The sequence below is a fragment of the Pseudomonas sp. AM14(2022) genome (assembly GCF_036346455.1).
Classification (GTDB): domain Bacteria; phylum Pseudomonadota; class Gammaproteobacteria; order Pseudomonadales; family Pseudomonadaceae; genus Aquipseudomonas; species Aquipseudomonas putida_A.
In genome coordinates this window covers 45,906-58,444 of sequence record NZ_JAOTNY010000002.1, presented here as the reverse complement: position 1 = coordinate 58,444, position 12,539 = coordinate 45,906, and the positions used below count along the sequence as shown (strand labels likewise).

General features: G+C 58.7%; 10 protein-coding genes and 1 pseudogene. 5 read left to right on the top strand and 6 right to left on the bottom strand.

What is annotated here, in order from left to right; translation table 11 throughout:
* The first annotated feature begins 37 nt into the window (after positions 1–37).
* Positions 38–1,897 carry an ABC transporter ATP-binding protein gene (locus V3W27_RS03945; RefSeq protein ID WP_330205968.1) on the top strand — a complete coding sequence of 620 codons (1,860 nt, stop codon included), beginning with the start codon at positions 38–40 and terminating at the stop codon, positions 1,895–1,897.
* A 60-nt stretch (positions 1,898–1,957) separates the two neighbouring features.
* Here the strand turns inward: V3W27_RS03945 and V3W27_RS03940 are convergent, their stop codons facing one another.
* The 3 genes from V3W27_RS03940 to V3W27_RS03930 all read right to left on the bottom strand — a co-directional run bounded on the left by V3W27_RS03940 (position 1,958) and on the right by V3W27_RS03930 (position 5,831).
* Positions 1,958–3,049 carry a GlxA family transcriptional regulator gene (locus V3W27_RS03940; protein ID WP_330205967.1) on the bottom strand — a complete coding sequence of 364 codons (1,092 nt, stop codon included), beginning with the start codon at positions 3,047–3,049 and terminating at the stop codon, positions 1,958–1,960.
* Positions 3,050–3,136: 87 nt separating this feature from the next.
* Entirely contained in the window at positions 3,137–4,537 is a 1,401-nt protein-coding gene (gene gabP / locus V3W27_RS03935) for a GABA permease (RefSeq protein ID WP_103367075.1), read from the bottom strand.
* A gap of 391 nt (positions 4,538–4,928) precedes the next feature.
* Positions 4,929–5,831, bottom strand: coding sequence for a LysR family transcriptional regulator (locus tag V3W27_RS03930; RefSeq protein ID WP_330205966.1), 903 nt, complete (start codon positions 5,829–5,831; stop codon positions 4,929–4,931).
* Between the two features lie 122 nt (positions 5,832–5,953).
* Between V3W27_RS03930 and V3W27_RS03925 the strand changes: the two genes are divergently transcribed.
* Positions 5,954–7,384 carry an aldehyde dehydrogenase family protein gene (locus V3W27_RS03925; RefSeq protein ID WP_330205965.1) on the top strand — a complete coding sequence of 477 codons (1,431 nt, stop codon included), beginning with the start codon at positions 5,954–5,956 and terminating at the stop codon, positions 7,382–7,384.
* A gap of 70 nt (positions 7,385–7,454) precedes the next feature.
* Here the strand turns inward: V3W27_RS03925 and V3W27_RS03920 are convergent, their stop codons facing one another.
* Entirely contained in the window at positions 7,455–8,504 is a 1,050-nt protein-coding gene (locus tag V3W27_RS03920) for a 3-oxoacyl-[acyl-carrier-protein] synthase III C-terminal domain-containing protein (protein ID WP_247267477.1), read from the bottom strand.
* 455 nt (positions 8,505–8,959) lie between these two features.
* Here V3W27_RS03920 and V3W27_RS03915 point away from each other — a divergent pair, with 455 nt between their 5' ends.
* Complete coding sequence (locus tag V3W27_RS03915; protein WP_330205964.1) at positions 8,960–9,631, top strand: lipopolysaccharide kinase InaA family protein; 672 nt, start codon at positions 8,960–8,962, stop codon at positions 9,629–9,631.
* A gap of 130 nt (positions 9,632–9,761) precedes the next feature.
* On the opposite strand, the gene V3W27_RS03910 is transcribed toward V3W27_RS03915, so the two are convergent.
* Positions 9,762–10,514 carry an SDR family NAD(P)-dependent oxidoreductase gene (locus V3W27_RS03910; RefSeq protein ID WP_247267479.1) on the bottom strand — a complete coding sequence of 251 codons (753 nt, stop codon included), beginning with the start codon at positions 10,512–10,514 and terminating at the stop codon, positions 9,762–9,764.
* Positions 10,515–10,623: 109 nt separating this feature from the next.
* Here V3W27_RS03910 and V3W27_RS03905 point away from each other — a divergent pair, with 109 nt between their 5' ends.
* Entirely contained in the window at positions 10,624–11,541 is a 918-nt protein-coding gene (locus tag V3W27_RS03905) for a LysR family transcriptional regulator (RefSeq protein WP_027611769.1), read from the top strand.
* Positions 11,542–11,620: 79 nt separating this feature from the next.
* Here V3W27_RS03905 and V3W27_RS03900 read toward each other — a convergent pair.
* A pseudogene (locus tag V3W27_RS03900) lies at positions 11,621–11,980 on the bottom strand (LysR family transcriptional regulator); the annotation flags it as partial.
* A gap of 42 nt (positions 11,981–12,022) precedes the next feature.
* On the opposite strand from V3W27_RS03900, the gene V3W27_RS03895 reads away from it, so the two are divergent.
* Entirely contained in the window at positions 12,023–12,454 is a 432-nt protein-coding gene (locus V3W27_RS03895; RefSeq protein ID WP_330205963.1) for a GFA family protein, read from the top strand.
* Positions 12,455–12,539 lie beyond the last annotated feature (85 nt).

Genomic DNA, 12,539 nt, shown 5'->3' with positions numbered 1-12,539 from the left:
GCAGAATCTCCCTGACTTGAACGTTCAGGAGAACATCATGCTTCGTGTGTTTGAACGAAGACTCGACCCTTTCCCGCCTGACGAGGTGCCACCGCCACCCAACGGTCTGGCTAAATTTCTCTGGGCCTGCACTCGCGGCGCTCGCGGCTACATTCTGGCACTGGCGTTGCTCAGCGCCGCCGTATCGGTCTATGAAGCCTGGCTGTTTTCCTTCCTCGGCCAGGTCGTCGATCTGCTCTCGACGTGGCAGGCCGGCGGCGAAGCGGCGGTGCAGGAGAGCCGCGTGTTGTGGGGCATGGGCATTGTCATGGTCTTGAGTGTCGGTCTGGTGGCGTTGCGCACCATGGTCCAGCACCAGATTCTGGCGATTAACCTGCCGCTGCGCCTGCGCTGGGATTTCCATCGGCTGATGCTGCGGCAGAGCCTTTCGTTTTTCTCCGACGAGTTCTCCGGCCGGGTCACGACCAAGGTCATGCAGACGGCGCTTGCCGTGCGCGACGTGCTGTTCACCATGATCGAGATCCTGCCGGGGATTGGCGTGTACTTCATCGCGATCATTGCCCTGGCTGGCGGTTTTGCGCTGAAGCTGATGCTGCCGTTTCTTGCTTGGGTCGTGCTGTTCGGTCTGGCCATGTGGTACTTCGTGCCGCGCCTGGGCAAGGTCGGCCAGGAACAGGCCAACGCGCGGTCGATGATGACCGGGCGTATCGCCGACGCGTACACCAACATCACCACGGTGAAGTTGTTCTCCCACTCCAACCGCGAAGCACATTTTGCGCGGGCGGCGATGGAAGATTTCAAGCAGACTGGCTTTCGCCAGATGCGTCTGGTCAGCCTGTTCGAGATCGTCAATCAGGCCTTGGTGGTGGCGTTGATCATGTCTGCCGGGGGCTACGCCCTGTGGCTGTGGCACCAGGGCGACGTCGGCGCCGGTGCGGTGGCGGCGATTACCGCCATGGCGTTGCGGATCAATGGCATGTCGAACTGGATCATGTGGCAAATGACCTCGCTGTTCGAAAGCATCGGTACCGTCCAGGATGGCATGGCGACGCTGACCCAAGGCACCAAAGTGCAAGACGCGCCGGATGCCGGCGTGCTGGTCACTTCTGGCGGCGAGGTGACGTTCGACAAGGTCAAGTTCAACTACGGTGGCGAGCGTCAGGTGCTCGATGGCCTGAGCCTGAGCATTCGTCCCGGTGAAAAAATCGGTCTGGTGGGCCGCTCCGGTGCGGGCAAATCGACGCTGATCAACTTGCTGCTGCGTTTCTATGACGTCGACAGCGGCGAGATTCGTATCGACGGCCAGAACATTGCGCACGTGACCCAGGACAGCCTGCGCAGCGCGATCGGCATGGTCACCCAGGACACATCGCTGCTACACCGTTCGATTCGCGACAACATTGCCTACGGCCGGCCCGATGCCACCGACGCACAGATCCGCCGCGCCGCTGCCAACGCGCAGGCTGATGAGTTCATCAGCCAACTCAGCGACCGTCAGGGCCATACCGGCTACGACACCCTGGTGGGCGAGCGCGGGATCAAGCTGTCCGGCGGCCAGCGGCAACGGGTGGCGATCGCCCGGGTGATGCTGAAGAACGCGCCGATCCTGCTGCTGGACGAAGCCACCAGCGCGCTGGACTCGGAAGTCGAAGTGGCGATTCAGGAAAGCCTCGACGACATGATGCAGGGCAAGACCGTGATCGCGATCGCGCATCGACTGTCGACGATTGCGGCGATGGATCGGCTGATTGTCATGGATGACGGGCGCATCATTGAGCAGGGCACCCACGCCGAATTGCTGGAGAAGAACGGCGTGTATGCGCGGCTGTGGGCGCATCAGAGTGGCGGGTTTCTGGGTGAAGACAAAGGCGTGGTGGAGGCCTTGGATCAGGCGTAAGCGGGCAGGGCACATGGCCGGGTCATCTTGTGGGTCCCCGGCCAATTTGCCTTGGTGCATTCAAGCCAGATCGGCACTCGCCATCATTCGAACGCTGGCAAACGTCGATTCGTTTCTCGCCTGATCAAGCGTTGTCAGTGTGTTGATCGATGACGGCGGCGTTATCCGTTTACGACTCATTGCAGAACCAGAGCGCTCGTCGCTCGGCGGCACCCCAAAGTGCTCGCGATAGCATTTTGAGAAGTGCGGTGTGGAGGCAAATCCGCAGACATACGCCAGTTCTACGATCGACAGCGAGGTTTGCTTGAGCAGTTGTCGCGCGCGAATCAGCCGCAACCTCAAGTAGTAGCGTGACGGCGTGCATTGCAGGTATTTCTGAAACAACCGCTCCAGCTGTCGGCGTGACAGATCGACGTATTCGGCGAGGTTGTCCAGCTCGATCGGCTCCTCAAGATTGGCCTCCATCAACGCAACGACTTCTTGCAGCTTGGGCTGATGCGTACCGACCACATGCTTGAGCGGTACGCGTTGATGGTCCTGCTCGTTGCGGATGCGCTCGTAAACAAACATCTCCGAGATGGCGGCGGACAATTCACGACCATGATCGCGGGCGATCAGGTGCAGCATCATGTCCAGCGGCGCTGTTCCTCCGGAACTGGTAAAGCGGTTGCGGTCGAGGGTGAAGAGGCTGGTGCTGACGTTTACGCGTGGGAAAGCTTCCTGCATGGCCGCCAGAAATTCCCAATGTACGCTGCACTCATAACCATCGAGCAATCCGGCTTTGGCGAGTGCCCAGCTACCGGTGCACACACCGCCCAAGCGTCTGGATTGGCGCGCCAGGGCTTGCAGCCAGGATGTGTGCTCGCGGGTGATCACGCTCTGGATGCCGACCCCGCCGCAGACAATCACCGTGTCCGCCACGCCGGGGTTGCTCCACGAGCCATCCGGCGTGATCGGGACCCCGTCGCTGGCCCAAACAGCCGCACCATTGGCGCTGAAGGTATGCCAGCGATACAGCGTTCGCCCCGACAATTGATTGGCCATGCGCAATGGCTCGACGGCGGATGCCAGCGACATGAGAGTAAATTTATCCAACAGCAGAAACCCGACGGATTGGGTCGTACCGTCGGCCACGGAGGGGGTCGATGACATCGTGTCCTCACAGGAATCGGTCTGAGATGCAGGCGTCGGTCATTCCCTTGGTCTTCGCCAAGGGAATATCGGCTTCGGCGTGAACGCCTAGCCCACCGACGTCGCGCGTGCCGCCGGGGCAGGGTGACGCGACGTGATCAGGCCGATAAAGGAGATTGCCAGCGCCAGGCCAATGGTGGTGGTGACTTCGGTGCGGTGCTGCGGGGTGATCATCATGACCGCCAGCGCCGCGCAGATGAAGCCGATCACCAGCCACGTCAGCCATGGAAACAACCACATGCGGAAGGTCAGCTCGACCTTGCGCTGTTGCAATATCCGCCGCATGCGCAGCTGCGACACCGCAATGGCGAGGTACACCAGAAGGGCAATCGCCCCGGAACTGGCCAGCAGGAACTCGAACAGCCCGGCGGGCATAAAGTAGCTCCACACGGTGATCGACGCACCCAGCACGGTGCTGGCGATCACGGCGGCCCGTGGCACACCGGCCGCGGAAGTCGCCTTCAGCGCTTTCGGTGCATCGCCGCGACGGCCCAGCGAGTACAGCATGCGCGAGGCAATGTAGATCGAGGAGTTCATGCAACTGGCCACGGCGATCAGGACGACGACGTCGACCATGAACTTGGCATTTGGAATATTCATGATTTCCAGGGCGCGCTGATACGAGCCCACCGACGCCAGCAACGGATCATTCCAGGGCACCACGGAGATGACCACGAAGATCGACAGCAGGTAGAACACGCCGATGCGCCAGATCACCGAGCGGGTGGCCTTGGCAATGTTCTGCGCCGGGTTATTCGATTCGGCGGCTGCGATGGTCACCGCTTCCGTACCGATGAAGCTGAACATGATCGTGATGAAAGCGCCGACCACCGCGGACAAGCCGTTGGGCGCAAACCCGCCGTGCTCGGCCATCAGGCCGCTCAACCCGCTGACTTCGCGGTCGGGCACCCAGCCCATCAACACGGCAAAACCGACCCCGATGAAGCCGATGATCGCCACAACCTTGGCCATGGCGAACCAGAATTCGAACTCACCATACTTGGATACGCTGAACAGGTTGGTCACCACCAGCGCGATGATCGATCCCAACGCGAACAGCCAGGCATCGACCTGCGGAAACCATTGGTGCAGCACATGCCCGGCCGCCAATGCCTCGATGGGAATCACCAACACCCAGAACCACCAGTACAGCCAACCGATGGTAAAACCGGCCCAGCGGCCGATGGCCTGGTCGGCGTAGGTGGAGAACGAACCGGTGTCCGGATTGGCCACCGCCATCTCGCCGAGCATGCGCATGACCAGCACGACGAGCAAACCTGAAAACAGATAGGCGAGAAGCACCGCCGGCCCTGCTGCGGCAATCGCGTGTCCTGAACCGACGAACAAACCGGCGCCGATAATCCCGGCGATGGACAGCATTGTGACGTGACGAGGCTTGAAGCCCTGCGCCAATTGGCTACTCGAATCCATGGAGTTCGGGCTGATCATCGGTATTTTTATTCTCTGCTGATCGACATTTAAGCAATTGAACGGGCACGCGATCGGTCACCATCGTTGCCTGCTGAACTCCCGAAAGAAGCCCGTCCAACCGCCGCAGTTCTTATCAACCCCATGATCTGACCGGGATTGTTTTGATAGGAAGACACGGCACCTTAGCCGGCCTTGCTGCCGATTCAATAGCCTGATTGCGCCATGATCGTGTCTGATATCGACATGTGAATACCATGAGGTCGTATTGGAGACCTGTCGGTCACGCAAGGCTCTGGCAATCAAAATCCAGATTGACCAAGTCATGTTCGTTTTTGAGATGGGGGCCTGAATTCGACGGTGAAGCCAAACTGGGTCCCACAAGTCAGGCTATCCAGTGGGCAAAACAGGATCAAATCACAGTTGGCCGCAACTCCTGCGCCAGTTCAATCAATGCACGCAACCGCGCGGGCACGAAGCGATGGCCCGAGTAATAGAGCCTCAGTCCGCCAAATGACGGGCACCACGGCATCAACACCGGCAGCAGGGCGCCGCTCGCCAGCTCTTCCTGAATGAACCACTCGGAAATGAAACCAATGCCAAGGCCTGACAAAACGGCCTGTTTGATTGCCAGCATTTCGTTGGAGGCGAAGCATACCGGCAGATCCATCTGCAGCTTTTGGCCATCGCGCTCCAATTCCCACTGGTAGAGGCCACCATGGGCCATGCGCATGCCGATGCTTCGGTGGGTGAGCAGATCTCGCGGATGTTCGGGCACGCCGTGGCGTTCGAAGTACTCGGGCGTTGCGACCACAAGCATCCGAATGTCACCTGACAGTGCCACGGCAATCATGTCTTGCGGCACGGACTCCGCCAGGCGAATCCCGGCGTCGAAGCCACCGGCGATGATGTCGACCATGCTTGATTCGCTGACGATGTCGATACGTACGTCGGGATAGCGCTGAGCGTACTGCTTCAATAGCGGATCCAGCAGCAGGTAGGCCGCGCCATGGGGTGCATTGATGCGCAATGTGCCGCTCGGCTCATCGGGGCCGACGCTGGCTTCTTCGCCGGCACTTTTGATCTGTGCCAACGCAGGTGTGATGCGTGCCACATAGCGTTGCCCAATGTCGGTGAGAGCAACGCTGCGCGTGGAGCGATTGAACAGGCGCACTTTCAGGCGTGCTTCCAGACCGGCCACCGCGCTGCTCACAGCAGTTGTGGACATGCCCAGCTCCTGTGCGGCGCCGCGAAAACTGCTGCGCCGCGCCACGGCTAACACCACTTCCAGCTCGGTCATTCCTGTTCTGTGCATGGATCGTCCTGAATATAAGGATGCTTCATCAGCCAAAGGATGGCTTATCGGAATAATGAACCCTTCTTAGACTTCATCACAGAGGCTCGATTCAGACGAGTCGTTTTGAGCGAGGAGTCGCCATGCAACGCATTGAACATATCTATATCAACGGCGAGTTCGTTCTTCCACACGGTCAGGAATGGTTCGACCTTCATAACCCGAGCACCGAGCAAGTCATCGGTCAGATTCGGCTGGGCGATGCATTGGACGCACAGCGTGCGATCGCAGCCGCCAAGGCTGCATTTCCGGCGTGGGCCCGTACTAGCCGGGAGGAGCGCATTGCGGCACTGCACCGCATGCACCGGGCCGTGGCGGCAAAGGAGGAAGAACTGCTGGAAGCCATCGTCACGGAATACGGTGCACCTGCGGCTCGCGCACGCTCGATGTCGACTTATCCGGCCGACGTGATTGCGCAGGCAATCGATGCTCTGGAGGCGTTCGATTTCGAGGAACAGGTCGGCACGGCCAGAGTCATTCTGACGCCCGTGGGTGTGACCGGTCTGATCACGCCATGGAACAGCAATGCGGGCTTCATCTGCAACAAGCTGGCCACCGCGCTGGCGACAGGCTGCACCGCCGTCATCAAGCCTAGCGAGATGAGCGCGTTGCAGACGCAGGTCGTGGTCAGTGCGTTGCACGAAGCGGGGTTGCCACCGGGTGTATTCAATGTCGTCAACGGACGGGGTGATGTGGTTGGCGAGGCGATCGCCGGTCATCCCGACGTTGCCAAAATCTCGTTTACGGGATCGTCCGCTGTCGGTAAGCATCTCGTCAGAACCGGTGCCGACACCATGAAGCGTGTGACGCTGGAACTCGGCGGCAAGTCGCCCACCGTGGTGCTTGATGATGCTGATCTGCAGGCGGTCATGCCGATGGTGCTGCAAGCCGGATTTCTCAACAGCGGCCAGGCGTGCATCGCGGGCACTCGCATTCTCGTGCCGCGCGGCCGGCTGGCAGAGTTTGAGCGGATTGCGAAGGAGGGCGTCTCACAGATCCGATCGGGCGATCCGCGTAACACCGACACCGATATCGGTCCGATGGTTAGCCAGAAACAATGGGAACGGGTGCAGCGCTACATCCGTATCGGCCAGGAAGAAGGCGCAAGGTTGCTGGCGGGTGGCGAAGGTCGCCCGGAAGGCTTGCATGCCGGATGGTTTGTGAAGCCCACGATCTTCACTGATGCCAACAACCGGATGCGCATTGCACGTGAGGAAATCTTCGGGCCGGTGTTGACGATCATCCCCTACGAGGATGATGCCGAAGCGATCAGCATTGCCAACGATACGGACTATGGGCTGAGCGCCCTGGTACTGGGAAAAAGCGCTGAACGTTGTATGAACGTAGCCCGCCAGATCAATGCGGGACGCGTGCTCATCAACACCCTGACCCACGAACCGCGTGCCCCCTTCGGTGGATTCAAGCATTCAGGCCTTGGGCGCGAAATGGGCAGGTGGGGGATGAGCGCGTATTTGGAGCCGAAGACGTTGATCAGCCATGACACGTTGAAATGACTGGGTCAGATTCCTGTCGTCAACAGGGTCGAACAACTTGCCGCCTCAGGACGGCAAGTTGCTTCAGGCCTTACAGAGTAAATGACAACGCAGAGAAGACCATCCCGCCACTGCCTGCCCAGCCCATGCAAAACTGGCCGTTCTCGGCTTCGCCCCGACTCATGGCATCGAAGATACCGTAGGGGATGGACGCGGTAATGATGTTGCCGGTCTTATGCCCGACGTGGTGCAGCTTGTGATCAATACCAATCAGTTGCCCAATGTGCTCCCACATCTTTGGCGAACCGGTATGAATAAACACTTTATGAACATCTGCTGCAGAGATGTTTTGCAGATTGAAGACTTTTATCGCTTCATTGCGGCCATCTTCATGCAAGGCTGCCGCGTAGGAATTGAATTGATACTGCCCACCGGTCGGTGAAATACGTGGAATATCCTCCTCATTGCAGAACAGTTTCCAATCCGGCAGAGAGATGGTCGACAAGTCACTCAAGTCCGGCCGGTTGATGTACGAGAACTTGAAGTTGCCGGGGGCTTCATGACTGAGGATGGTAACCGTGACGGCTTCGCCAATGGTAAAACTCGGAAACTTGTAAGCCAGTTCCGCCGACGACTGCAAAGAGAAGTTCTTGGGCATGACCGGCCCGCCAGCAGACATGCCAAATTCCATATTGACGATCGCCGCGTAGCGAATCTCGCCGGCCTGCATTTTGCTGTTGATGACATCCATGGCTGTCACCCAACCGTTGCAGGCGTCCACCACATCAAAGTTTCTGCAGCTCAGGCCCAGCGCCTTGGCGATGAACGTACTGTTGGCCGGCTCGATGAAGCCTCGCGTGACGTTCGGATAGATCAACAGATCCAGGTCGGTCTTGTCGATATTGGCCTGAGCGAGCGCCGAGTTGAATGCAGTCTCCATCAGTTGCATCGGCGTTTCGTCGGCGCCCAGCCAGTGACGCGTGCCGCTGCCGCTTTTTTCAAGCAACTTACTGATGGTCTTCAAGGTTTTTGGCAAGTCTTCCTGGAACGTATCTTTAGAGTGTTCCTCGACCAGGTTTATAACGTCTTGATTGCTGATAATGCGTGACGGGAGAATCCCGGACAGCCCAACTATTTTCATATGACTTCCTTGTTGAAAGTATGCATCCGTGGGCAATGGCTGCGGATGAGCAAACCCTTACTCATCCCTGTAAGGAGCCACTGGCGGCAATACTTTTAGCACAAAGAAAACGCCGATCAAGAAGGTTGTTCGTTATTTCCCTCAATCGAATTGAATCATGACCTGGGTCAATTTAACGGCTTTCAAGTTAATCGAAAAAACAGTCGGGCGGACCCTCGCGACGCGGTTGGCATCTGTGTTTGATGTCGTCGGCTATCGGCGAAAAGGACACACCTGAAGGGATAAACACCCCTCAATAGCCAATTTTCGTCACGTGGTTGCGTAAAAGCCCCAAGCTGGCCCTAAAATCCTCGAAAACCGAGGGAACTATTAACGTCCACCAACAGACTGAGCTGCTGTTGCGACCCTCATGCAAACGTCGCACGAAACGATTTCTACAATAAATGGAGCGCACAATGGGCAGGGCAGGCGATGAATTTGATTTCTGGTGGGGTACTTCCGGGTCGTGGGTGGAACCGCCGAATGTGCGCCGCAGCGGCACCAGCGGTGTCCAGCTGGTTGTTCAAGGTGACAAGACGTTTTTCGTAAAGCGTCAGACCGGCCATTTGTTCCGCAGTCTCCGTTACCCCACTGGCCGACCCACCGCACTGCGTGAAGGCGTTGCCCTTTCAAGACTCGAACAACTGGGCGTGAATGCGCCAAGACCGGTATTTTATGGCGCGAGAAAAGTCGACGGCATATGGCAGGGTGTCTTGGTTACCAAAGACCTGGGCGGCTTCATCGATCTGGATACCTGGTATAGCCAGGGCGCTGCAAGCCTGTTGACCACAGAGCAACATCTGCGACTTCTTGAACGTTTGGCGCAAATGCTGGCGCGGATGCATTCGGGCAAATGGCAGCACGGTTGCATGCGTTCCAAACACATCTTTATCAAGGCGTCGATTACCGACACAGACTTCGATTTCGAACTGGCGCTGCTTGACCTGGAGAAATCTCGCGGTCGTGCTACGGCAATGGGCGCGGCGCGTCACGACATTCCTCAACTCAGACGGCATTCTTTCTGGGATGAGTCGCAGTGGCGGCATTTCCTTTCCTGCTACGAGCAAGCCGTTGGCAGAACCCTGTAAAAAGATTGTGCGGCAGTGACACCCGCTCAATCTGCGCCTGACAATAGCACCAGCGAACGCCGTCCGGGTTGGTAATGCACACACTCAGGCGTGGGGTGGCGGGCGACCGCGACAGTCGCCCGCTGGCTGCTCAGATTTGCGCCTGGCCGCCGTCAACAAACAGCTCGATACCGTTAACGAAACTGGCGTCATCGGAGGCCAGGAACAACGCGGCGCTGGCAATTTCGTCAGCTTCACCGACACGCCCCATGGGGATCAGCGAGGCCATATAGTCGAGCAAGCCCTGCTGCTGAGCGGCATCGGGGCCGGCCAATTCAACCAGGCCAGGCGTGCGGGTGGCGCCGGGGCTGATGGTGTTGATGCGCACCTGGCGGTCTTTCAAGTCCAGAATCCAGTTGCGGGCAAATGAACGCACGGCGGCTTTGGACGCGGCGTAAACACTGAATGCGGCGGTGCCCGAGCTGCCCGCCGTAGAGCCGGTGAGAATCACCGAGGCTTTTTGGGCCAGCAGTGGCAGTGCCTTTTGCACAGTGAACACCACGCCTTTTACGTTGCGATTGAAGGTGTCGTCGTACTGCTGTTCAGTGATTTCACCCAGTGGCAGCATCGATCCGCCACCCGCATTGGCGAACAGCACATCGATTCGGCCGTGGGTTGCGCCAATCTGGCGATACAACGCGTCCAACTGATCAAGGTTGGCGGAGTCCACCTGAACGCCGGTGGCGTTGCCAACCGCGGCGACAGCGGCGTCCAGTTCGGCTTGGCGACGGCCCGTGATATAGACGTGAGCGCCTTCCTGAGCGAAGCGTTTGGCAGTGGCCAGACCGATGCCTGAGGTGCCGCCGGTAACCAATGCAATTTTGCCTTCGAGTTTGTCAGTCATGGGGTTTCTCCCGTATTTCGATTGAGTGAGTTGCGGTGTGGGAGAAGCTTATCGACGGGAAAAAACTTTCAAAATAGAATTGTCTGAAACCTATCGTTGCAGAAATGAAATGAGCAGACTTCCGGATTTTGAAGGGTTGGCGATGTTTGCCAAGGTAGCCGAAGAGGGCTCGTTCGCCGGCGCGGCACGGGTCATGAGCGTGTCGGTGCCGACGGTATCGCGAGCTGTCGCACGGTTGGAGGAGCGTCTGGGCGGGCGCTTGTTCAACCGCACCTCGCGGCAACTGGCACTCACCGAATTCGGCGCGAGCATGGCGGCCAAGGCGGGTGAGATTTATCGGCAGGCTGAAGAGGTGGAAAGCGAGGCTCAGGATTTATCGGTCCAGCCCCGCGGCCAAGTACGCTTGGCGATACCCATGTCGTTTGGCTTGCGTTGGGTGGCACCACTGATGCCGCAGTTGCTGCGCCAGTATCCCGAGCTGTCGATTGACCTGCACCTTTCGGATGCCTCGGTTGACCTGATCGCCGAGGGCTTTGATGCGGCGTTACGCATCGCCGTATTACCGGATTCCTCGCTGGTTGCAAGGCGCCTGTGTGCCGTCACTCAATACCTGGTCGCCTCGCCGGCTTATCTGGACGCTTATGGCCATCCTTGCCACCCCCGCGAACTCGCGTCCCGCACGTGCCTGAGTTATGCCTACCGGGCCCGCAGCCAAGTGTGGCGGTTCACCCATAAAGACGGCAGCGAAGAAGACGTGGTGCCCAGCGGTCCATTAAGAGTGACCAACTCGGATGCGTTATTGCCGGTGTTGCTTGAGGGCCAGGCCATCGCCGAACTGCCGGAATTTATCGCCAGCGAATACTTGAAAGACGGACGCTTGGTCGTGGTGCTACCGGAATGGAGCATGGCCCGTGGCGGTTTGTATTTCGTCACCCCCTCGGCGCGTACACGGCCAGTGAAAATCAAAGCGCTGTCGGACTTTTTTGCCGAACATCTAAGCCAGCCTGAATGGCGATGGCCGTCATGAGACGTTGGCTTTCAATTATGAAACGATGATTTTCATTAACGTCTATTTTTGAAATCAAAGGGATCTCCTAACGTGATCAGGTCAGCCGCACCGTGCCGTGGTCCACCGACGTTTCAGCGCTGGCCGCCCGGTTGAAGGCTTGCGCGGCGAGATCCATGGCCTCGACATGATCGATGAGGCGCTGCGCCCCACTCGTAGGCGTCAGGCCTGAGGGCGTGCGGGTGAACAGGCTCAAGCCGAGTGTCTGCTCAAGATGATCGAGACGTCGGCGGGCCGTGGCCTGCGTAATCCCCAACAACTTCGAAGCACCGCTCAGGCTGCCGGAACGCAGCACCGCAAGGAACACCTGCTGGCTCTCCCATTCAAGACCGCTCATACATTCTTGACCAACAGCTGCTCCTTTTTTGCTCTTCTGCTCGGGCGTGTGAAAAGGGATCATGCGCGCCGAACTTATCCGGGCGTCATTGTAAGGAGTCAACGCATGAGATTCACCGGTCAATGTCTGTGTGGGCGCGTCAGCATCGAAATCGAGGCGCAGCAACTGCCACCGCTGTATGCCTGTCATTGTCTGAACTGTCAGCGTTGGAGTGGCAGCGCGTTCGGCCTGCACGTGCTATGCCCGGCTTCGGCAGTGCAGGTGAAGGGCGAAACGGCGACCTTTGTACGCGAATACCAAGGGCAGACCTCCACGCAACATGTCTGCGGCGAGTGCCATACCCGCCTGTTCAACGAGACAACCGCCGCGCCCGGCATGCGTGTGGTGCGGGCCGGCGTGTTGGAAGGTACGGAGCGCTTCACGCCGGTGGCGCATATCTGGACGCGACGCAAGCAACCCTGGCTGGTTCTGCCGCAAGGCGTTGCACAATGGGAGGAGAGCCCGACGCCCCAGGCGTTTGCCAGCGCACTCGGGTAAAGAAGCAAGATGGTGGCTTAACAATACTCACCAACGCTTGTACGTTGTCCCTTGGATAAGGGGGCAACACACTTCATCTCTATTG

What these genes read in the sequence shown, in the direction of transcription:
- V3W27_RS03945 (WP_330205968.1), top strand. Translation starts at nt 38, where the DNA reads ATGCTTCGTGTGTTTGAACGAAGACTCGACCCTTTCCCGCCTGACGAG.
- V3W27_RS03940 (WP_330205967.1), bottom strand. Translation starts at nt 3,049, where the DNA reads ATGTCATCGACCCCCTCCGTGGCCGACGGTACGACCCAATCCGTCGGG.
- gabP (WP_103367075.1), bottom strand. Translation starts at nt 4,537, where the DNA reads ATGATCAGCCCGAACTCCATGGATTCGAGTAGCCAATTGGCGCAGGGC.
- V3W27_RS03930 (WP_330205966.1), bottom strand. Translation starts at nt 5,831, where the DNA reads ATGCACAGAACAGGAATGACCGAGCTGGAAGTGGTGTTAGCCGTGGCG.
- V3W27_RS03925 (WP_330205965.1), top strand. Translation starts at nt 5,954, where the DNA reads ATGCAACGCATTGAACATATCTATATCAACGGCGAGTTCGTTCTTCCA.
- V3W27_RS03920 (WP_247267477.1), bottom strand. Translation starts at nt 8,504, where the DNA reads ATGAAAATAGTTGGGCTGTCCGGGATTCTCCCGTCACGCATTATCAGC.
- V3W27_RS03915 (WP_330205964.1), top strand. Translation starts at nt 8,960, where the DNA reads ATGGGCAGGGCAGGCGATGAATTTGATTTCTGGTGGGGTACTTCCGGG.
- V3W27_RS03910 (WP_247267479.1), bottom strand. Translation starts at nt 10,514, where the DNA reads ATGACTGACAAACTCGAAGGCAAAATTGCATTGGTTACCGGCGGCACC.
- V3W27_RS03905 (WP_027611769.1), top strand. Translation starts at nt 10,624, where the DNA reads ATGAGCAGACTTCCGGATTTTGAAGGGTTGGCGATGTTTGCCAAGGTA.
- V3W27_RS03895 (WP_330205963.1), top strand. Translation starts at nt 12,023, where the DNA reads ATGAGATTCACCGGTCAATGTCTGTGTGGGCGCGTCAGCATCGAAATC.